The 21399-nt window shown below is 60.0% G+C and carries 17 protein-coding genes; 5 read left to right on the top strand and 12 right to left on the bottom strand.

What is annotated here, in order from left to right; translation table 11 throughout:
• Positions 1-81: 81 nt before the first annotated feature.
• The gene (locus ODQ19_RS19040; RefSeq protein WP_116666668.1) at positions 82-435 is read right to left on the bottom strand and encodes a hypothetical protein; all 354 of its coding nucleotides are present in this window, start codon (positions 433-435) and stop codon (positions 82-84) included.
• A 482-nt stretch (positions 436-917) separates the two neighbouring features.
• Between ODQ19_RS19040 and ODQ19_RS19035 the strand changes: the two genes are divergently transcribed.
• Complete coding sequence (locus tag ODQ19_RS19035) at positions 918-5786, top strand: NAD-glutamate dehydrogenase (RefSeq protein ID WP_330210927.1); 4869 nt, start codon at positions 918-920, stop codon at positions 5784-5786.
• Between the two features lie 265 nt (positions 5787-6051).
• Here ODQ19_RS19035 and ODQ19_RS19030 read toward each other — a convergent pair whose 3' ends face one another.
• The 3 genes from ODQ19_RS19030 to ODQ19_RS19020 all read right to left on the bottom strand — a co-directional run bounded on the left by ODQ19_RS19030 (position 6052) and on the right by ODQ19_RS19020 (position 8940).
• Positions 6052-6738, bottom strand: coding sequence for a GntR family transcriptional regulator (locus ODQ19_RS19030; protein ID WP_330210926.1), 687 nt, complete (start codon positions 6736-6738; stop codon positions 6052-6054).
• A 16-nt stretch (positions 6739-6754) separates the two neighbouring features.
• Positions 6755-7456: a FadR/GntR family transcriptional regulator gene (locus ODQ19_RS19025; protein WP_005787865.1), complete on the bottom strand. Its 702-nt coding sequence runs from the start codon at positions 7454-7456 to the stop codon at positions 6755-6757.
• Between the two features lie 158 nt (positions 7457-7614).
• The gene (locus ODQ19_RS19020; protein ID WP_178088108.1) at positions 7615-8940 is read right to left on the bottom strand and encodes a C4-dicarboxylate transporter DctA; all 1326 of its coding nucleotides are present in this window, start codon (positions 8938-8940) and stop codon (positions 7615-7617) included.
• 215 nt (positions 8941-9155) lie between these two features.
• Between ODQ19_RS19020 and ODQ19_RS19015 the strand changes: the two genes are divergently transcribed.
• A complete protein-coding gene (locus ODQ19_RS19015; RefSeq protein WP_330210925.1) occupies positions 9156-9785 on the top strand; it encodes a DNA-3-methyladenine glycosylase I in 630 nt (209 codons plus the stop codon).
• A 150-nt stretch (positions 9786-9935) separates the two neighbouring features.
• On the opposite strand, the gene ODQ19_RS19010 is transcribed toward ODQ19_RS19015, so the two are convergent.
• The 5 genes from ODQ19_RS19010 to ODQ19_RS18990 all read right to left on the bottom strand — a co-directional run bounded on the left by ODQ19_RS19010 (position 9936) and on the right by ODQ19_RS18990 (position 14865).
• A complete protein-coding gene (locus ODQ19_RS19010) occupies positions 9936-10337 on the bottom strand; it encodes a cupin domain-containing protein (protein ID WP_330210924.1) in 402 nt (133 codons plus the stop codon).
• A gap of 84 nt (positions 10338-10421) precedes the next feature.
• Entirely contained in the window at positions 10422-11855 is a 1434-nt protein-coding gene (gene pdxR / locus ODQ19_RS19005) for a MocR-like pyridoxine biosynthesis transcription factor PdxR (RefSeq protein ID WP_330210923.1), read from the bottom strand.
• A 70-nt stretch (positions 11856-11925) separates the two neighbouring features.
• Positions 11926-12693, bottom strand: a complete 768-nt coding sequence (locus ODQ19_RS19000; protein ID WP_330210922.1) for an SDR family oxidoreductase — start codon at positions 12691-12693, stop codon at positions 11926-11928.
• Between the two features lie 21 nt (positions 12694-12714).
• Positions 12715-13782 (bottom strand): phosphotransferase family protein, encoded by a 1068-nt coding sequence (locus ODQ19_RS18995; RefSeq protein ID WP_330210921.1) that lies wholly within the window; start codon positions 13780-13782, stop codon positions 12715-12717.
• Positions 13783-13911: 129 nt separating this feature from the next.
• Positions 13912-14865, bottom strand: coding sequence for a 2-hydroxyacid dehydrogenase (locus ODQ19_RS18990; protein ID WP_330210920.1), 954 nt, complete (start codon positions 14863-14865; stop codon positions 13912-13914).
• Positions 14866-15133: 268 nt separating this feature from the next.
• Here ODQ19_RS18990 and ODQ19_RS18985 point away from each other — a divergent pair, with 268 nt between their 5' ends.
• Positions 15134-15382, top strand: coding sequence for a hypothetical protein (locus ODQ19_RS18985; protein ID WP_052439800.1), 249 nt, complete (start codon positions 15134-15136; stop codon positions 15380-15382).
• Positions 15379-15711, top strand: a complete 333-nt coding sequence (locus ODQ19_RS18980) for a hypothetical protein (RefSeq protein WP_116666677.1) — start codon at positions 15379-15381, stop codon at positions 15709-15711. Before ODQ19_RS18985 ends, ODQ19_RS18980 begins: the two co-directional genes overlap by 4 nt.
• A 12-nt stretch (positions 15712-15723) precedes the next feature.
• Here ODQ19_RS18980 and ODQ19_RS18975 read toward each other — a convergent pair whose 3' ends face one another.
• Positions 15724-16137, bottom strand: coding sequence for a hypothetical protein (locus ODQ19_RS18975; RefSeq protein ID WP_330210919.1), 414 nt, complete (start codon positions 16135-16137; stop codon positions 15724-15726).
• 89 nt (positions 16138-16226) lie between these two features.
• The gene (locus ODQ19_RS18970) at positions 16227-16730 is read right to left on the bottom strand and encodes a DUF4822 domain-containing protein (protein WP_330210918.1); all 504 of its coding nucleotides are present in this window, start codon (positions 16728-16730) and stop codon (positions 16227-16229) included.
• Positions 16731-17147: 417 nt separating this feature from the next.
• Between ODQ19_RS18970 and ODQ19_RS18965 the strand changes: the two genes are divergently transcribed.
• Positions 17148-18425 (top strand): serine/threonine transporter, encoded by a 1278-nt coding sequence (locus ODQ19_RS18965; RefSeq protein WP_056784632.1) that lies wholly within the window; start codon positions 17148-17150, stop codon positions 18423-18425.
• Between the two features lie 218 nt (positions 18426-18643).
• On the opposite strand, the gene acnB is transcribed toward ODQ19_RS18965, so the two are convergent.
• Positions 18644-21253: a bifunctional aconitate hydratase 2/2-methylisocitrate dehydratase gene (acnB, locus tag ODQ19_RS18960; protein ID WP_003190828.1), complete on the bottom strand. Its 2610-nt coding sequence runs from the start codon at positions 21251-21253 to the stop codon at positions 18644-18646.
• Positions 21254-21399: the final 146 nt, after the last annotated feature.

The raw sequence follows: 21399 nt of genomic DNA, 5'->3' as shown, positions 1-21399 counted from the left end.
TGGCCTCAACTCGGTCTGGCTGAAAGACCCCACCGCCCGCATCGCAGGCAAGCCAGCTCCCACATGGGGTCTTCGGTGCATTCAGATCCGAATGAACGTGCCGGTGCCTGTGAGGATGTTCTGCAGGGTTTGCTGCACTTCGGCCATGTCTGACGCGGCGGTGTCGTGGGTGATCTCCAGCTGGTCCTTACCGCCCAGGGCATCGGCATCGCCGGCCGCCAGTTCGATCAATAAGGTGGTGTCGCCCAACGTCACTTTCAGCCCATCGAGGGTCGAGGGTTCGTAGTCCCAGGTCAGCTCCACTTCATCTTCATCCGGGTAACGGGTGAGCATGAACATTTCGCCGTTCTTGCCGTGACAGCAAAGCATCGCCATGTTGTCTTCTTCATCGTCGCATGGGGTGGCCATCAGGGCGTCGGTTTTCAGCTGCAGCATGGGGCAATCCTGTGTGGGGGAGGGCAATTGTGCCATTGCGGCGAATTTTGTGCTTCATCCTGTGTCGGAACTTGAGCATGACCTGGCGGGCCGGATCGGTCATTTCTGGTACTGATAGGGTTCAAAGTAGCAAGTTTTTCTACCGAAAATCCAAGGTTGCCCAAGTTGCAACCAACACCCTGCTTGCCGATGACCGAATATGTCGCAGCGTCGCAAGCAGCGTTCTTCCTACACTCGTTAAGCTGCGCAACGGATGTGCCCTGTGCCAGGCGCCTGACCTGCCCGTCGTATCGTCACTTGGCCAAGGGTATGCCGTATGGAAGTTGTATGTGACCTGACTGTCTTGTCCAGCTTCACCCACCTGTCACTCTGATTCGTTTATGGTGCTTGTCAGCACACCAGCGAATAGAGCTGACGGTCTCCCCGCACGGGGATAACACGCGACGCTTTCATCAATAACAAGCCCAAGCGGAGTACCACAGATGGCGTTCTTCACCGCAGCCAGCAAGGCCGACTTCCAGCATCAACTGCAAGCGGCACTGGCGCAGCACCTCAGTGAACAGGCACTGCCACAAGTGGCGCTGTTCGCTGAACAATTCTTCGGCATCATTTCCCTGGACGAACTGACCCAGCGTCGCCTTTCCGACCTGGCCGGTTGCACCCTGTCTGCCTGGCGCCTGCTTGAGCGCTTTGATCACACCCAACCGCAAGTGCGGGTCTACAACCCCGATTACGAGCGTCATGGCTGGCAATCGACCCACACCGCGGTCGAAGTGCTGCACCATGACCTGCCCTTTCTGGTCGACTCGGTACGCACCGAGCTGAACCGCCGTGGCTACAGCATCCATACCCTGCAAACCACCGTGCTCAGCGTGCGTCGTGGCAGCAAGGGCGAGTTGCTGGAGATCCTGCCCAAGGGCACCCAGGGCGAAGGCATCCTGCAAGAATCGCTGATGTATCTGGAGATCGACCGCTGCGCCAATGCCGCCGAACTGAACGTGCTGAGCAAAGAGCTTGAGCAGGTGCTGGGCGAAGTGCGCGTGGCCGTGGCCGATTTCGAACCGATGAAAGCCAAGGTCCAGGACCTGCTGGCCGGTATCGACGCCAGTGCGTTCGCCATCGACGGCGAAGAAAAAGCCGAGATCAAGAACTTCCTCGAATGGCTGGTGGGCAACCACTTCACCTTCCTGGGCTACGAAGAGTTCGTGGTACGTGACGAGGCGGACGGCGGTCATATCGAATATGACGCCAGCTCCTTCCTCGGTCTGACCAAGCTGCTGCGCGCCGGCCTCACCGCCGAAGACCTGCGCATCGAAGACTACGCCGTGGCCTACCTGCGCGAGCCGACCGTACTGTCGTTCGCCAAGGCCGCCCACCCAAGCCGTGTGCACCGTCCGGCCTACCCGGACTACGTGTCGATCCGTGAGATCAGCGCCGACGGCAAGGTCATCAAGGAACACCGCTTCATGGGCCTGTATACCTCCTCGGTGTACGGCGAAAGCGTGCGGGTGATCCCTTACATCCGTCGCAAGGTCGCGGAAATCGAACGCCGTTCGGGCTTCCAGGCCAAGGCGCACCTGGGTAAAGAGCTTGCCCAGGTGGTGGAAGTATTGCCCCGTGACGACCTGTTCCAGACTCCGGTCGACGAGCTGTTCAGCACCGTGATGTCGATTGTGCAGATCCAGGAGCGCAACAAGATCCGCGTGTTCCTGCGCAAAGACCCCTACGGTCGTTTCTGTTACTGCCTGGCCTACGTGCCCCGCGACATCTACTCCACCGAAGTGCGCCAGAAGATCCAGCAAGTGCTGATGGACCGTCTGAAGGCTTCGGACTGCGAGTTCTGGACCTTCTTCTCCGAGTCCGTCCTTGCCCGTGTGCAACTGATTCTGCGGGTGGACCCGAAGAACCGTCTGGACATCGACCCGCTGCAACTGGAAAAAGAAGTGGTGCAGGCCTGCCGCAGCTGGCAGGACGACTACGCCAGCCTGGTAGTGGAAAGCTTCGGCGAAGCCCAGGGCACCAACGTGCTGGCGGATTTCCCCAAAGGCTTCCCGGCCGGCTACCGCGAGCGTTTCGCTGCGCATTCGGCTGTGGTCGACATGCAGCACCTCAACAGCCTGACCGAAGCCAACCCGCTGGTGATGAGCTTCTATCAGCCGCTGGGCCAGGTCTCCGGCCAACGCGAGCTGCATTGCAAGCTTTACCACGCCGATACGCCGCTGGCGCTGTCCGACGTGCTGCCGATTTTGGAAAACCTCGGCCTGCGTGTGCTGGGCGAGTTCCCGTATCGCCTGCGTCATGCCAATGGCCGTGAGTTCTGGATCCATGACTTTGCGTTCATCGCCGCCGAAGGCGTGAACCTGGATATCCAGCAGCTCAACGACACCCTGCAGGATGCGTTCGTGCACATTGTGCATGGCGATGCCGAGAACGATGCGTTCAACCGCCTGGTCCTCACCGCCGGCCTGCCTTGGCGCGACGTGGCATTGCTGCGTGCCTATGCCCGTTACCTGAAGCAGATTCGCCTGGGCTTCGACCTGGGTTACATCGCCAGCACCCTGAACAACCACACCGACATCGCCCGCGAGTTGACCCGGTTGTTCAAGACCCGCTTCTACTTGGCGCGCAAGCTGACTGCCGACGACCTGGAAGACAAGCAGCAACGCCTGGAGCAAGCGATCCTCAGCGCCCTGGACGACGTCCAGGTGCTCAACGAAGACCGCATCCTGCGTCGCTACCTGGACCTGATCAAGGCCACCCTGCGTACCAACTTCTACCAGACCGATGCCAACGGCCAGAACAAGTCGTACTTCAGCTTCAAGTTCGACCCGCGTGCCATCCCCGAGCTGCCCAAGCCAGTGCCGAAGTTTGAAATCTTCGTGTACTCGCCACGGGTCGAAGGCGTGCACCTGCGCTTTGGCAACGTGGCCCGTGGCGGCCTGCGCTGGTCCGACCGTGAAGAAGACTTCCGTACCGAAGTGCTTGGCCTGGTAAAAGCCCAGCAAGTGAAAAACTCGGTGATCGTGCCGGTGGGCGCCAAGGGCGGCTTCCTGCCGCGTCGCCTGCCATTGGGCGGCAGCCGGGACGAGATCGCGGCCGAAGGCATCGCCTGCTACCGCATCTTCATCTCCGGCCTGCTGGACATCACCGACAACCTGAAAGACGGCGCGCTGGTGCCGCCGGCCAACGTCGTGCGTCATGACGACGATGACCCGTACCTGGTGGTGGCGGCGGACAAGGGCACTGCGACCTTCTCCGACATCGCCAACGGCATTGCCATCGACTACGGCTTCTGGCTGGGCGATGCGTTCGCTTCCGGTGGTTCGGCCGGTTACGACCACAAGAAAATGGGCATCACCGCCAAGGGCGCGTGGGTAGGTGTACAGCGTCACTTCCGTGAGCGCGGCATCAATGTGCAGGAAGACAGCATCACCGTAGTGGGCGTCGGCGATATGGCCGGTGACGTGTTCGGTAACGGCTTGCTGATGTCCGACAAGCTGCAACTGGTCGCAGCCTTCAACCACCTGCATATCTTCATCGATCCAAACCCGAACCCAGCCACCAGCTTCGTCGAGCGCAAGCGTTTGTTCGAACTGCCGCGTTCGGCCTGGACCGACTACGACACCAGCATCATGTCCGAAGGTGGCGGTATCTTCTCGCGCAGCGCGAAAAGCATCGCCATCTCGCCACAGATGAAAGAACGCTTCGACATCCAGGCCGACAAGCTGACTCCGACCGAGCTGCTCAACGCCTTGCTCAAGGCGCCGGTGGACCTGTTGTGGAACGGCGGTATCGGTACCTACGTCAAAGCCAGCACCGAGAGCCATGCCGATGTGGGCGACAAGGCCAACGACGCACTGCGCGTCAACGGCAACGAGCTGCGCTGCAAGGTGGTGGGCGAGGGCGGTAACCTCGGCATGACCCAGCTGGGCCGGGTGGAATTCGGCCTCAATGGCGGCGGTTCCAACACCGACTTCATTGACAACGCCGGTGGCGTGGATTGCTCCGACCACGAAGTGAACATCAAGATCCTGCTCAACGAAGTGGTGCAGGCCGGTGACATGACCGACAAGCAGCGCAACCAGCTGCTGGCGAGCATGACCGACGAAGTCGGCAACCTGGTGTTGGGCAACAACTACAAGCAGACCCAGGCCCTGTCCCTGGCCGCGCGCAAGGCTTACGAGCGTGCCGCCGAGTACAAGCGCCTGATGAGCGACCTGGAAGGCCGTGGCAAGCTGGACCGTGCCATCGAGTACCTGCCGACTGAAGAGCAGCTCACCGAGCGCGCTTCCGCTGGCAAGGGCCTGACCCGTCCGGAGCTGTCGGTGCTGATCTCATACAGCAAGATCGACCTCAAGGAAGCGTTGCTCAAGTCGCTGGTACCGGATGACGAGTACCTGACCCGTGACATGGAGACCGCGTTCCCGCCGAGCCTGGTGGCCAAGTTCGGCGAAGCCATGCGTCGCCATCGTCTGAAGCGCGAGATCGTCAGCACCCAGATCGCCAACGACCTGGTCAACCACATGGGCATCACCTTCGTTCAGCGACTCAAAGAGTCGACCGGTATGAGCCCGGCGAACGTGGCGGGCGCTTATGTGATCGTGCGGGACATCTTCCATCTCCCGCACTGGTTCCGTCAGATTGAAGCCCTGGACCACCAGGTTTCGGCTGACGTGCAACTGGAGCTGATGGATGAGCTGATGCGCCTGGGCCGTCGCGCTACGCGCTGGTTCCTGCGCAGCCGTCGCAACGAGCAAGACGCCGGGCGCGACACCGCGCACTTCGGTCCGCACCTGGCGGCGCTGGGCCTTAAGCTCGACGAACTGCTGGAAGGTCCGACCCGCGAAGGCTGGCAGAACCGCTACCAGGCCTACACCCAGGCCGGCGTACCGGAGTTGTTGGCGCGCATGGTTGCGGGTACTACCCACCTGTACACCTTGCTGCCGATCATCGAAGCCGCCGACGTGACCGGGCATGATGCCGCCGAAGTGGCCAAGGCTTACTTCGCCGTCGGCAGCGCCCTGGACCTGCCGTGGTACCTGCAGCAGATCAGCGATCTGCCAGTGGCTAACAACTGGCAAGCCCAGGCCCGCGAAGCCTTCCGCGACGACGTGGACTGGCAGCAACGGGCGATCACCATTTCGGTCCTGCAAATGGCCGATGCGCCACAAGACATGGAAGAGCGCGTGGCCCTGTGGCTTGAGCAGCACCAGGACATGGCTGATCGCTGGCGCGCCATGATGGTGGAAATTCGTGCCGCAGTGGGCACGGACTACGCCATGTATGCGGTGGCCAACCGTGAGTTGCTGGACCTGGCGTTGAGTGGCCAGTCGGTGTTGCAACCGGCTTGATGCCTCGCTAAACCCAAAGCCCCCGCATCGTGAGATGCGGGGGCTTTTTATTTGATCTGGAATGCGATCAATGTGGGGGCTGGCTTGCCAGTCAGTTAAGCGGTCGTCGCCTTCTGTAGGAGCGAGCTTGCTCGCGAAAAACGTCAACGATAACGCGTGATTGCTGAATGAACGCGGCGCCTGTGAGTTTTTCGCGAGCAAGCTCGCTCCTACAATGGCATTAAGGCAAACCAGCTCCCACAGTTTTAACTTCATTCACTTGGAATCAGTGGTGTTTGAGTAGTCGGGTTTCCAGGTGATCCAGGTGCTGGGTCATCAGGGCGACAGCCGTGTGGGCGTCGCGCTGTTCCACGGCATCCACAATCGCCACATGCTCCTGCCACGCACAATACGTGCAGGCCTTCGTTTCAAATTGCGCAATGATCAACGACGTCAACGGCACCAGGCTGTTGAGAAACTGTGCCAACGGCGCATTGCCTGCCATGTGCGCCAGTTGCAGATGAAACTCTCCCGAAAACCGGATCGCCGGCCCCCGCTGGTCACGCTCAATGGCGTCGCGCTCCTGTGCAATCAGCTCGCGCAGTTGGCGGATCTGCATCGCTGTGGCCTGGGCGCAGGCCAGTTGCACCACGGTAATTTCGGTGAGGCGCCGTGCTTCCAGAATCTGCCGTGTGTGCTGGGCATCCGGCGCGGCGACCTGGGCGCGCTGGTTGGGGCGCAGGATGACCACTTGCTGATGGGACAGCTTGGCGAGCACCCGGCGAATCACGCTGCGGCTCACGCCAAAGAGTTCGCCCAGGCCTTCTTCGGTGAAGCGGCTGGCGGGCGCAATGCGTTGCTCAAGGATGGCGTCGAACAAGCGTGGGTAGATGTCGTCCACCGAGGGCTTTTTTTCGGGCACCCAGCGTAGTGAGGTGAGGGTGGAATCGCGTTGCAAGGCGTGAGCGTTCATGGCCGGTCTCCGAAAATCAACTGCCCAGATGGTCGTCCGGGATATTCAAGCGAATGCCCATGCGCAGGCCTTCCTGAAGGATGTGCCGACGCATTTCGGCACTGGCCAGGGCGCTGTTCTTGTTGCGGATGGCGCGTACCACGGCTTCGTTCTCTTGCAAGCGTTCGGCCAAGTGTTCAGGGGAGTTGCGCAATACCTGGGCGCTTTGTTTGAGCGCGGTGCTGGTTTGCTGCACCACGTTCTGGAAGATCGGGTTGGAGGTCAGGGCGAACAGCTCCTCATGGAAGTCGATATAGGCGTTCATGCCGGCTTCGGCATCGCCGGCATCGAGGGCCTCGCGCATGTCCATCAGGGTCAGGCGCAGTTGGCCGATTTCCTTGCTGCTGATGGACTGGGCTACCAGGCCGACGATGAAAGGTTCGAGGGTGTAGCGCAGTTGCAGGATGTCCTCGAGGCTGGCATCGGCCACGGCGTCGTTCGATTGCGGCTCGCTGACGCTGGTTTCCAGCACGACCACGCCTTTGCCGGGCATGGAGCGCACCAGGCCAAGGGTTTCCAGCACGATCACCGCTTCACGCAGGCTCGGTCGGCTGATGCCCAGCTGTTCGGCCAGTTCGCGTTGACCGGGCAGCATTTCACCGCGGCGCCACTGGCCTCGCGCCAAGGCGGCGCGCAGTTTTTCTACCACTGAATTGACGACGGTTGAAGTGCTGATCACGTCGATAGCTCCTTGATGTTGCTCATACAGTATTCAGTCTGGCGAAGGTCCAATGTGGGAGCTGGCTTGCCTGCGATGACTGAGTGTCAGGCACTACATTTGACGCTGACCCACCGCTATCGCAGGCAAGCCAGCTCCCACATTGGATGGGTGTTGTCCTAGAACTCCTGATGCGCCGGCAGTACCGGCTTCTTGGCCTGGAAGGCATAGCCTTGCTGGCCGTCGAGCACCTTGTTGGCGCGCTGGATATCAATGTCTTTTTCCCAGCGCGCAATCGCCACGGTGGCCACGCAGTTGCCGATCAGGTTGGTCAGCGCACGGCCGATGCCCATGAACCAGTCCACGGCCAGCACCAACACCAGGCCGACCACCGGAATCGCCGGAATCGCTGTGAGCGTTGCCGCCAGAATCACCAATGCCGAGCCTGGAATGCCATGGGCGCCCTTGGAGGTGATCAACGATACCAGGAGGATGGTCAGCAAGTCGGTCATCGACAGCGGTGTGCCGGTGGCGTTGGCGATAAACACGATAGCCAGGGTCAGGTAGATGGAAAAACCGTCGAGGTTGAACGAATAGCCGGTGGGAATCACCAGGCCCACGGTGGAGCTGCCGATGCCCAGGTGTTCCAGTTTGCGCATGATCTGTGGCAACACCGCATCCGACGAAGCGGTGCCCATCACGATCAGCAGTTCTTCGCGCAGGTACTTGAGCAACGGCAACATGCGCAGGCCCGACAGGCGCATCACCAGCCCGAGGATCACCGCCACGAAGGCAAAACAGGTCAGGTAGAAAAGCCCCACCAGGCTGCCCAGGTGTTGCAGTGAATCGAGGCCATAGGTGCTGGTGGTGAACGCGATGGCACCGAATACGCCAATCGGCGCCAGGCGCACGATCATGCCCATGATGCGGAAGATCACATGGCTCAATTCGTTGATCAGCCGCGAAATACCGCTGGCCGCTTCGCCCACCAGGTTCAGCGCGCTGCCGAACAGCACTGAGAACAACAGCACTTGCAGCACGTTGTTGTCGGCAAAGGCGCCGACTACCGAGTTGGGGATCAACTCCATCAGGAACTGACTGGTGCCGCGGATGTGCTGGCCCTTGTCGGCCAGCTCATTCAAGCCAGCGGAAGAGAGTTGCTCCAGGTGAATATTGGCGCCGCTGCCAATACCGGTGCTGAAGGCCATGATCAGGCCGAGCACCAGGGCGACGGTGGTCAGCATCTCAAAGTAGATCACCGACTTGAGGCCGATGCGTCCGACCTTCTTCAAGTCGCCCGCGCCGGAAATACCGCTGACCACCACGCAGAACACGATCAGGCCGATCAGCATTTTGATCAGCTTGATGAAGCCGTCACCCAAGGGTTTGAGTTGCGAGGAGAATTCGGGAAGGGCCAAGCCGCAGGCGATGCCGAGTATCAGGCCAATCACGACTTGCAGGAAAATCGAACGCGAGCACCATCTGAGCATGGGAGGGATCTCTATTCGGTGCCCTGGTGGTTCCAGGGCTTAATTGTTGTGGTCTTACCGGTAAGTCCAGTGCGGGGCCAGTCTACGCTCGGTTTTTTTCAAATCACAAGTAAATATTTGGCGGTTGGCAGGTCCCGGTCTGACCAGTTGGTCGGTAAGTGCGGTGCTTGAGCGGTTGACGGGGATTAATTTTTTTTGCGTATCATCGCCTTCGGCATACGAGGTGATGGATGGACCAATCAGGGCTGACAACCGATGAAGCAGGACGCATGCATTGCGCCTGGCGCACTGCAGCGCCTGCTTACCTGCATTACCACGACCACGAGTGGGGTGTGCCGGTAGCGGATGACATCGCGCTGTACGAGAAGATCTGCCTGGAGGGGTTTCAGGCGGGGATGGCGTGGATCACCATCCTGCGCAAACGCGAAAACTTTCGGCAGGCGTTCGAGGGTTTTGATTTTCGCCGGGTGGCGCAGTACGGCGAGGCGGACATCGAGCGGTTGATGAGCGACCCGGGCATCGTGCGCAATCGCGCGAAGATCGTCTCGGCCATCAACAACGCGCGTCGGGCCTGTGAACTGGTGGAGGAGGCCGGCTCGCTGGCGCGCTGGCTGTGGGCGTTCGAACCCGGCGCGCAAGAGCGGCCGGCAGTGGTGGACATGGCTTACTGGACAGCCAATCCGACCTCAGCGGCTTCGGTGCGCTTGTCCAAAGCCTTGAAGAAACGCGGCTGGACCTTTGTCGGCCCGACCACGATGTATGCGTTGATGCAGGCGCTGGGGATGGTCAATGATCATCTGGAGGGTTGCGAGTGCCGGTCGCGCATTGAACACCAGCGCGACCTATTCAAACGTCCCTGAACCACTGGCAGAGAAGGTTAAAACTGTGGGAGCGGGCTTGCTCGCGAAAGCGGTGGCTCAGGCAGCACATCTGTGACGGATATACCGCATTCGCGAGCAAGCCCGCTCCCACACACGCCAGCTCCCACATGGGTTTTGTGGTGTTGCTGATTATTTGGGAAGCGGGGTGAGTACCTCAGCCTCGTCATCCAGCACCATCACCACCAGCAGTTTGGCCGGTTGGGTCTGGCTGGCATTGCTTGACTCAAAATGCCGCGAGCCGGCCGGTTCGTAGAACGATTGACCGGCTTTGTAGGTGATCGCCTTTTCATCATTGACCCGCGAGGTGATCTCGCCTTCGAGCACATAAGCCACGGCGGTGCCGGTGTGGCTGTGGGGCACGGTGGCCTGGCCGGGGGCGTAGTCTACGGTGAGCATGAGGGTTTTCTTGCCCGGCACGTTGGTCAATGCGTGCTCTTGCAGCACCTTGAGCGTTTCCTTGTTGTAGACCGGGTCGTGGGCAAATGCACTGACGGAGGCGAGCATCAGTGTGGCAGCGAGAAAGCGTTTCATGATGAGGGTTCCATCGGGTGAAAGACCGCTTCACCCTACGCCGCCGAGGGCTTGCCACCAATGACCAATGCGCCGGAAAACCGCCTAGCCAATCTGCAGGAGAATATCCCGTACCTTGTCCAGCGCCGGGTCGATATCCAGAGTCTCGATGGCGCCGAACCCCAGAATCAGCCCCGAGCGCACCGGTCGGTCGTGGAAGAACACGTCCAGAGGGTATAACCCCACCTCGACCTGGCGCGCCCGTTCCATCAGCAATGGAATATTCACCGGCACCTTGCACAGGGCCGCCAGGTGAAAGCCCGCCACCGTCGGTACTGCCTCGAACCACGGCGACAGATCGCCCGACAGACGCTGCAGGATGCGTTCGCGACGCCCCGCGTAGACGCTGTGACAGCGGCGAATATGCTTGAGCAGGTAGCCTTCGCTGATGAACTTGGCCAGTGCCCACTGCGGCAAGGTAGCGCTGTGCTGGTCGGTCAATTGCTTGGCCTTGAGCACCGCACCATAAATGGCCGGCGGTAGCACCGCATAGCCCAGGCGTAACTCCGGCGACAGGGTTTTGGAAAAGGTGCCGACGTAGGTGACCACGCCTCGGGTATCCATGCTTTGCAGCGAGTCGGTGGGGCGGCCCTCGTAGCGGAATTCGCTGTCGTAATCGTCTTCGATGATGATCGCGCCGAGCGCAATGGCGCGGTCCAGCAGGGCCTCGCGCCGCGCCTGGCTCATGGGCATGCCGAGGGGGAATTGGTGGGACGGCGTCACATAGATCAGGCGGGTGCCATCCGGGATCTGGTCGACCTGCAGGCCCTGTTCGTCGACGGCAACACTGGCGACGCGGGCGCCCATCGCGACGAACAATTGGCGTGCGGGGCTGTAGCCGGGGTCTTCCATCGCGACTAGGCTGCCGGGCTCAAGCACCACGCGGGCAAGCAAGTCCAGCGCCTGCTGTGCCCCGTTGGTGACCACGATATCGCGGGCCCCGCATTTGACCCCCCGGGAAAACGCGATATGCCCGGCGATGGCTTCGCGCAGGGCGGGCACGCCTTCTGGCTGGCTGTAAAAACCACTGTTCTGGGCGATGCGACGCAACGCATCCTGGGTGCAACGCCGCCATTCATCCTGGGGGAATTGGTGGCGTGTGGTTGCGCCGCCGATAAATTCGTAGCGCAGGATCTCCTCGCGGGCGGGGTGGCCCATGGGTGAGGGCAGTGCCGCCCATTTACCCAGGTTGGCGGCACACGCCAGGTCGGTGGCGGTTTGCACGCGGTCGGGCTGTGGCGCCCACGCATTGACGAAGGTGCCGCGGCCGATCTTGCCAACCAGCAGGCCCTCATAGGTCAAGGTGGCGTAGGTGTCCGACACCGTCTTGCGCGAGATGCCCAGTTGCTCGGCGAGCAGTCGGCTGGGGGGCAGTTGCGCGCCTGCCGACAGCCGCCCGGTGGCGATGGCTTCGCGCAGTTGCTGATAAAGCTGGGCAGCCAGGTCCTTGCGGCCGGTGATGACGAGGTGCAGTTCCATGTTTCATCCTGGGACAGATCGATCTGCGCCAAGGTTACGCGCAAATCGATCTGAAGAAACCCAGGCGAAATCAGGACAAGAAGCCGCCGTCCACATTCAGCGAAACCCCGGTGGTATAGCTCGATGCATCGCTGGCCAGGTACAGCACCGCGCCGGCCATTTCGCTCGGGTCGGCCACGCGCTTGAGCGGGATCTGGGCCAGGGCCATTTTCAGGATGGAATCGTTCTTGACCAGCGCCGAGGCGAACTTGGTATCGGTCAGGCCTGGCAACAGGGCGTTGCAACGGATGCCGAACGCCGCGCACTCCTTGGCGAACACCTTGGTCATGTTGATCACGGCGGCCTTGGTCACCGAGTAGATGCCCTGGAACACGCCCGGCGAGATGCCGTTGATCGAGGCCACGTTGATGATGCTGCCGCCGCCGTTTTCGCGCATCAGCTTGCCGGCTTCCACCGACATGAAGAAGTAACCACGGATATTCACGTCAACGGTCTTCTGGAATGCGCCCAGGTCGGTGTCCAGTACGTTGCAGAACTGCGGGTTGGTGGCGGCGTTATTGACCAGAATATCCAGGCGGCCGAACTGTTCGCGGATGCCGGCGAACACTTGGGTGATCTGCTCCATTTCACCAATGTGGCAGGCAATGGCCGTGGCTTTGCCGCCCTCGGCGATGATCGCATCGGCCACGTGCTGACAGCCCTCCAGCTTGCGGCTGGAGACAATCACATGGGCGCCTTGCTGGGCCAGCAACTTGGCGATGGCTTCACCGATGCCACGGCTGGCGCCGGAAACGAAAGCAATCTTGTCGTCGAGGTCGAACAGGTTGGTCTTGGACATGAGGGTTCCTTGTGGTTGCACTCAGAGCGCTGATTTGCCGATGACATTCAGGCTCATCTGCTCCAGCAGTTTGTTCATGTGGATGAACTGCGCGAAGCGTTTGTCCTGGGTCTGGCCATGGAAGAAGCGGTAGTAGATCTGCTGCACAATGCCGGCCAGGCGGAACAGGCCGTAGGTGTAATAGAAATCGAAATTGTCGATCTGGATGCCGGAGCGCTCGGCGTAGTAGTCGACAAACTGGCGGCGGGTGAGCATGCCGGGGGCATTGCTCGGCTGGCGGCGCATCAGTTGCACCGGCGCCGGGTCCGCGGCCTCGATCCAGTAGGCGAGGGTGTTGCCCAGGTCCATCAGCGGGTCGCCCAGGGTGGTCAGCTCCCAGTCCAGCACACCGATGATCTGCATCGGGTTGTGCGGGTCGAGGATCACGTTGTCAAAGCGGTAGTCGTTGTGCACGATGCTGGAGGTGGGGTGATCGGCTGGCATTTTGTCGTTGAGCCAGGCGCGTACCGCCTCCCATTTTGGCGCATCGGGCGTCAGGGCTTTTTCATAGCGCTCGCCCCAGCCGCGAATCTGCCGCGCCACGTAGCCTTCGGGCTTGCCCAGGTCGGCCAGTCCGCAGGCGTGGTAGTCGACGTGGTGCAGTTCGACGAACTTGTCGATAAAGCTCTTGCAGAAGGCTTCGGTGCGGGTGGCGTCCAGGCCCAGTTCAGCCGGCAGGTCGGAACGCAGGATGATGCCGTTGACGCGCTCCATCACATAGAACTCGGCGCCGATCACCGATTCATCGGTGCAGTGCACATAAGCCTTGGGGCAGTACGGAAAGCCATCTTTGAGCTGGTTGAGAATGCGGTATTCGCGGCCCATGTCGTGGGCAGACTTGGCCTTGTGGCCAAACGGCGGGCGACGCAGCACAAATTCCTGGCCTGGGTATTCCAGCAGGTAGGTCAGGTTTGACGCACCGCCAGGAAATTGGCTGATGGTGGGCGTGCCATCCAAGCCCGGGATATGGGCCTTGAGGTAGGGATCGATCAGGCTGGCATCAAGTTCTTCGCCTGGGCGAATCTGGGTCGATTGGTCATTCAGCGCCATGCTTATCCCTTCTGCTTATTCTAAAGGCCTTGGACTATTTCCTAATCTAATGCGCATAGCCGCCCAGCGACAAGGTCGGGGCGGTTTAATAGGTTAGCGTGTTGAAGGGTGATCAGCGTGCCTGATTGGTCATTTTGCGGGCGCTGGCAAGGCCACCGGTGTAAGCACGGGGCGGCCGGCAAAGTATTCCACCAGGTTATCAGCGACGCGCTGCACCGTATCATGGGCCGCTTCCGGGGACAGACCGGCCACGTGGGACGTCAGCACGGTATTGCTCAGGCGCTTGAGGGCATCGGGCACTGCAGGCTCATCGTCAAACACGTCCAGCGCGGCACCGCCGATGCGGCGCTGTTCCAACGCGGCGATCAGGTCGGCGGTCACCACCACGCTGCCGCGGCCGATGTTGACCAGAAAGCCGTGCGGCCCCAGGGCGTCCAAGGCGTGGCGGTCGATCAGGTGACGGGTGCTGGCACCGCCGGGCGTGGCCAGCACCAGGAAATCCGAGGTACGCGCCAGCTCAACAGCCGTCGCACAGTAGGTGTAATCCACGTCATCGCGGGGTTGGCGGTTGTGATAACTCACCTCCATGCCGAACCCCAGGGCGGCGCGCCGGGCAATCTCCATACCCACCGCGCCCAGCCCGACAATCCCCAGGTGTTTACCGCTCAGGGAAGGGCGCATCACTTTCGGCCATTCGCCGCGCCGCACTGCCGCATCTGTCTGCGGAATGCCACGCACCAGCGCCAGCAACAGTGCCATGGCGTGATCGGCCACCGAAGGGGCGTTCACGCCGGCGCCGTTGGTGACCACAATCCCACGGTTGCTCGCCGCCTGCAGGTCTACATGCTCGTAGCCGGCGCCGATCACGCAGATGATCTCCAGCAAGGGCAGCGCGGCGATTTCCTCGGCGTAAAGCCCCAATGGGCCACGGGTCAGCACGGCCTGGATCTGCCCACCATGGGTCTTGATCGCCTGGGCACGTTCAGCGGGCGTCGGCGCCAGGATCACATGGAAGTCGCTGCTTTCGATGATTTGCAGGTATTCGTTGATGGTTTCAACCAGGACCAGAACAGTGGTGGGCATCGCAAGGCTCTTCCTGAAGGGTTTGAGAGCATGAGTATGCGGGATTTGTAAGACAGAGCGTTTTATTGAGGTGGAAAAATTTCTTCGCTCGTAAGGCCAGTCTGATTTTACAGGCCGTCCATCCGCGCCCGTTTTTTTGCGCAAAACTTCAATGACTTTCCCGCCAGCAGAGACGACATGGATGCCTGTTCCTGCCCCACCCCAAGAGATCCAATGGACACCGTATGGTTACAAACACTGCCCCTCAGCCCAGATTCCCTGGAGAACAGTGATCGCCAGTACGCTGATTGGCCCCGCCAAGTACAGGCCAGGTATCGCTATTGAAAAGCTTGAAAGGGAGGCTTATAAAAACGGAACACCCACTACCAATGGAAAACCTTGGAAAGTGATGGAGTTCTCCCATTGCATTGGGGCCAGCCATGGCAAACTCAGCCGCTGGGTGCGGATAGAGCTCAGCGCTGGTGCTATTCATGGTCACCCGATTTCTGAACAGGAATTCAGGAGGTTAACAAATTGATCTCGCTTAACTTTACCGGTGGCACAGTCACCCATGACGATCTGTCGCAACTGCAGGATATTGCAGTGGCCAAGCAGGTCGATCTGTTAAAGGAAGATATGCTCCAGGTGGAGTTCGCTGGGGGATTATTACTGGATGTGGGTTGGTACCCAGAATTTGATGCGGCGGGTGGTTTTCGGATAAACGTCATCAAGAACTATGACTGGGACCTCCCACTTATGGCGCTGACGGCCCACGAGACCTCTGAATTGTTAGAAAAACTGGCTATTGCGCAGAACGCCATACAAGGCGAGCTGCGCAATCCAAACCTGGGCACCTCGGCCACTTAGCGAGTGCGCCAGCTACTGGGCAGTCCCCGGTTGCCGTGCCTGGGCCCGCTCTCTTTGTGCAATCGGCATGAAATCGTAGGTCGGGAAGAATTCTGTCTTGTAGACACCCCACGCTGTGTTCTCAATAGCCAGGTTGACTTGAGCCAGGCGAGACGCCGGTAAACGCAGCACGATGACTTGCCCGATGCCCATGGTGATATTCCAGCTGACGACTTCGACACCCTCCGGCGGGAAGACCTTGTGAAACTCCTGCTTGGTCAGTTGGGCTTTTAATTCGCCCAGCGGGCGTGATTGATCGTGTTTAAGAAACACGGTCAACATGACGGTGTTATCGGGCGTGGCGGCGATGCTTTTGGTGGGCAGTGTCGTGTTGGCCTGTACCGTGGTTGCGCTGGGCAACAGTACGGCTACCAGCAGTGCAGGCATGAATAGAGATCTGAATGAAGTGTATGGATTCATCACAAGTGCCTCGTTTGTTATTGGTTTTTATGGCTGGATATAAATAGGGTGTTTAACTAGTTTGACATCTGAGTCTTTATGGGTCCCGTGTAAGGCGCATGTACCACATAGATTCTAACGGGAGGTTTGGTCGCTACCATGTCGCGAGGAACTTCACGAGAATAGGTGAATTCGGTGTTGTCCAATTTTTCCAGCCTTCTGACGATAGTGCGATGCGGGCCAAGGTCTGGCACTAGGATGTGGGTCTGTTTGTCGCCAGTGACCATGAAATAACCGCCTCCGCCATCAGGGTGTTTCGAACGCCCTGTATCGGCGTAGAAGAATTCGTAACGATTGCGTTGCGGGTCCCACATCGATATACCCACCACGCCGGGGTACTTGGCCTTGACGTCGTTTTCTGGCTCGCCCTCTATATACACCTTGGTGGTCAGCCATTGAGGCGACGAGGCCAGGGCGCGTATATCCGCCTCGGGCTGGGTTGATTTTGCGTAACTGAATGAGGGGGCGGCTAATAATCCCGTTATAAACAGGCCGGTAAGTACACCAGTGAGTCGTCGCATCTCAAACTCCTTGAAAGTTGATTACATGCTGTTCGTTTCGCCTTTTTAGTCAGTGCGCGAGGATAGTAGTTTGGGAGCTTGTGGGGCTCAATAGCTATGTATGGTTCTGTAATATATGAGGTGCTGTATGGGTGGGAATGTGATTTTTGAATCGGATAAGTTCTGAACTTGTTGTCAGACACCTCTCGTATATTTAGCGTATTGAAAGAAAAGGAGCTTGTTTGTAAGACGCCTCAGTCATCCAAATCCCACCCCGTCATGGCGGCCTCTGAACGGCTGCACCGCCTAACCATTCCTCAGCTAAGTCTTTGCTTCTCCACGAGAATCCCGGACAATCCGGCCCTTGTTATGGCCAGGGCGCTGCCTGTCAGGTTTTTCTGACTCGTCCTGGCCGTGTGAATGCGGAGATCCGACCGGATGAATGATCAGGCCAATAGCGTCGACGAACGCTATGCAACGACACCTGCAACGCTCACAAGCTGGAGCCGCCAGGACACCACCTGGATGCTTGGGCTGTTCGGTACCGCCATTGGCGCCGGTACTTTGTTCTTGCCGATCAACGCGGGCCTGGGGGGCTTCTGGCCGCTAGTGATCCTGGCATTGCTGGCCTTCCCGATGACGTTCTTTGCCCACCGCGGGCTGACCCGTTTCGTGCTGTCCGGCCGCGAAGGTTCCGACATCACCGACGTGGTTGAAGAGCATTTCGGTATCAAGGCCGGTGCACTGATCACCTTGCTGTACTTCTTTGCGATCTTCCCGATCCTGCTGATCTACAGCGTGGCGCTGACCAATACCGTCAGCAGCTTCATGGAGCACCAACTGCACATCCTGCCGCCGCCTCGGGCGATCCTGGCGTTTGTATTGATTCTCGGCCTGCTTGCCGTGGTGCGCTGCGGTGAACAGGTGATCGTCAAGGCCATGAGCCTGATGGTGTATCCGTTTATCGTGGCCTTGCTGTTCCTCGCCGTGTACCTGGTACCGCACTGGAATGGCGGCATTCTCAGCACCGCCAGTGAAGTGCCGGCACCGTCGGCGTTGCTCAACACGCTGTGGCTGGCGATTCCGGTGATGGTGTTCTCGTTCAACCACTCGCCGATCATCTCGGCCTTTGCGGTGGACCAGAAGCGCCAGTACGGCGCCCACGCCGAGGAGCGCAGTTCGCAGATCCTGTCCCGTGCGCACCTGCTGATGGTGGCGATGGTACTGTTCTTCGTGTTCAGTTGCGTGCTGACCCTGTCGCCCGCGCAGTTGGCCGAGGCCAAAGCGCAGAACCTGTCGATCCTGTCGTACCTAGCCAACCACTTCGATAACCCGACGATTGCCTTTGCCGCGCCGTTGATTGCGTTCGTGGCGATTGCCAAGTCGTTCCTGGGCCACTACATCGGCGCCAGCGAGGGCCTCAAGGGCCTGGTGGTCAAGACGGGCCGCCGTCCGGCGCCCAAGACCCTGGACCGCATGACCGCCGCCTTCATGCTGGTGGTGTGCTGGATCGTCGCCACGCTCAACCCGAGCATCCTCGGCATGATCGAGACCCTGGGCGGGCCGGTGATTGCGTCGATCCTGTTCCTGATGCCGATGTACGCGATCCGCAAGGTGCCGGCCATGGCCAAGTACCGTGGTCAGGCGTCGAATGTGTTTGTGACTGCAGTTGGCTTGGTTGCCATTACGGCATTGGTGTATTCGCTGCTTGCTTGAGCCCTGATGCGGTCTATCTGACTGTCCAGATATAAATAGGTGGGAGCTGGCTTGCCTGCGATAGCGGTGTATCAGTCACTAAAGAGTTGATTGATACACCGCTATCGCAGGCAAGCCAGCTCCCACTTTTGTTTTGTGTTGGCAGTAAAGGTTAATTCCAGGCGTAAAAAAACGCCGCGTACCTTGCGATACGCGGCGTTCTTCACATCAACACACCGTTAAGCTTGAATCACCGGGATGTTGGCGCTTGCTGCGATCTTGCGGAACTCAGCGATCTGGTCGAAGTTCAGGTAGCGGTAGACGTCACTGGCCATGGTGTCCAGTTTCGCGGCGTAGCCCATGTACTCTTCGACGGTCGGCAGGCGACCCAGGGTAGAGGCCACGGCCGCCAGCTCAGCCGACGCCAGGTAGACGTTGGCACCATCACCCAGGCGGTTCGGGAAGTTACGGGTCGAGGTCGACACCACGGTGGAGTTCGGCTCAACGCGTGCCTGGTTACCCATGCACAGCGAGCAACCTGGCATTTCCATACGTGCGCCAGCCTTGCCGTAGATGCCGTAGTAGCCTTCTTCGGTCAGTTGGTGAGCGTCCATCTTGGTCGGCGGCGACAGCCACAGACGAGTCGGCAACTGGCCCTTGACCTGCTCCAGCAGCTTACCGGCAGCGCGGAAGTGACCGATGTTGGTCATGCACGAACCGATGAACACTTCGTCGATCTTCTCGCCAGCGACGCTGGACAGCAGACGGGCGTCGTCCGGGTCGTTTGGCGCGCAGAGGATCGGCTCGTTGATTTCCGACAGATCGATTTCGATGATTTCGGCGTATTCGGCGTCGGCATCGGCTTCCATCAGCTCCGGGTTGGCAACCCAGGCTTCCATCGCTTGGGCGCGACGTTCCAGGGTGCGTGCATCGCCGTAGCCTTCGCCGATCATCCAGCGCAGCAGGGTGATGTTGGAGTTCAGGTACTCGGTAACGGACTCTTTGGACAGCTTGATGGTGCAACCGGCAGCCGAACGTTCAGCCGAGGCGTCGGACAGCTCGAAAGCCTGTTCCAGCGTCAGGTCGTTCAGGCCTTCGATTTCCAGGATGCGGCCAGAGAAGGCGTTCTTCTTGCCTTTCTTCTCTACGGTCAGCAGGCCAGCCTGGATCGCGTAGTAAGGAATGGCATGAACCAGGTCACGCAGGGTGATGCCAGGTTTCATCTTGCCTTTGAAGCGCACCAGGATCGATTCCGGCATGTCCAGCGGCATGACGCCGGTGGCGGCGGCAAACGCGACCAGGCCAGAACCGGCCGGGAACGAGATGCCCATCGGGAAACGGGTGTGGGAGTCACCACCGGTACCGACGGTGTCCGGCAGCAGCATGCGGTTCAGCCAGCTGTGGATGATGCCGTCGCCTGGACGCAGCGACACACCGCCACGGGTCATGATGAAGTCAGGCAGCGTGTGGTGGGTGGTCACGTCGATCGGCTTTGGGTAAGCCGCGGTGTGGCAGAAGGACTGCATCACCAGATCGGTCGAGAAGCCCAGGCACGCCAGGTCTTTGAGTTCGTCACGGGTCATCGGGCCGGTGGTGTCCTGTGACCCCACGGTGGTCATCTTCGGCTCGCAGTAAGTGCCAGGACGAACGCCTTTGCCTTCTGGCAGGCCGCAAGCCTTGCCGACCATTTTCTGTGCCAGGGTGAAGCCTTTGCCAGTGTCGACAGGCGCTTCAGGCAGCTTGAACAGGTCGGTCGGGCCCAGGCCCAGCTCAGCGCGTGCCTTGTCGGTCAGGCCACGGCCGATGATCAGCGGGATACGGCCGCCAGCACGGACTTCGTCCAACAGCACCGGGGTCTTCATTTCGAAGGTGGTCAGGACTTCGTCGGTGCCGTGCTTGCAGACTTTGCCAGCATGCGGGTACAGGTCGATCACGTCGCCCATGTTCATGTTGGTGACGTCGAATTCGATTGGCAGTGCGCCAGCATCTTCCATGGTGTTGTAGAAGATCGGAGCGATCTTGCTGCCGAAGCAGAAACCGCCGGCACGCTTGTTCGGCACGTAAGGCACGTCGTCACCGAAGAACCACAGTACCGAGTTGGTGGCCGACTTACGCGACGAACCGGTACCGACCACGTCACCGACGTAGGCGATCGGGAAGCCTTGGCCGCGCATTTCTTCGATCTGCTTCATCGGGCCGGTCTTGCCTTGCTCGTCCGGCACGATGCCTTCACGCGCCATTTTCAGCATGGCCAGGGCGTGCAGCGGGATGTCAGGGCGGGACCAGGCGTCAGGCGCAGGCGACAGGTCGTCGGTGTTGGTTTCGCCGGTCACCTTGAACACGCGCAGGCTGATCTTGTCGGCCAGGGTAGGGCGGTTGCGGAACCACTCGCCGTCAGCCCAGGACTGGATAACGCCTTTGGCGTGCTCGTTGCCGTTGCGGGCTTTTTCGGCGACGTCGTGGAACGCATCGAACATCAGCAGGGTGTGCTTGAGTTGGGCGGCCGCGACGGGCGCCAGTTCGGCGTCGTCCAGCAGCTCGACCAACGTCACGATGTTGTAGCCGCCCTGCATGGTGCCGAGCAGTTCAACAGCGCGTTTCTTGTCGATCAGGGGGGAAGTGGCTTCGCCCTTGGCCAGGGCAGACAGGAAACCGGCCTTGACGTAAGCGGCTTCGTCAACGCCTGGTGGAATGCGGTTGGTGATCAGGTCAACGAGGAATTCTTCTTCGCCAGCCGGAGGATTTTTCAGCAGCTCGACCAGGCCTGCGGTTTGTTCGGCGTTAAGCGGCTGGGGAACGATACCCAGTGCTGCACGCTCTTCGATATGTTTGCGGTAGGCTTCAAGCACAGTTATTACCCTCATCAGTGGTCCCACGGGACGCTCATCCAGAAATGAACGGCACGCATGCGCTCGGGGGCTTTTTGGGCCGCAAAGCCAGCGCTGCCGGCATTCCTTACAGAAGCTGCTTTCAAAGTTTTACGCCTGCAGAACGG

The sequence above is a fragment of the Pseudomonas sp. AM4(2022) genome (genome assembly GCF_036346515.1).
GTDB classification, from domain to species: Bacteria; Pseudomonadota; Gammaproteobacteria; order Pseudomonadales; family Pseudomonadaceae; genus Aquipseudomonas; species Aquipseudomonas paracarnis.
Note: the sequence above shows the minus strand (reverse complement) of the source record. Positions and strands in the feature narration are given on the sequence as shown.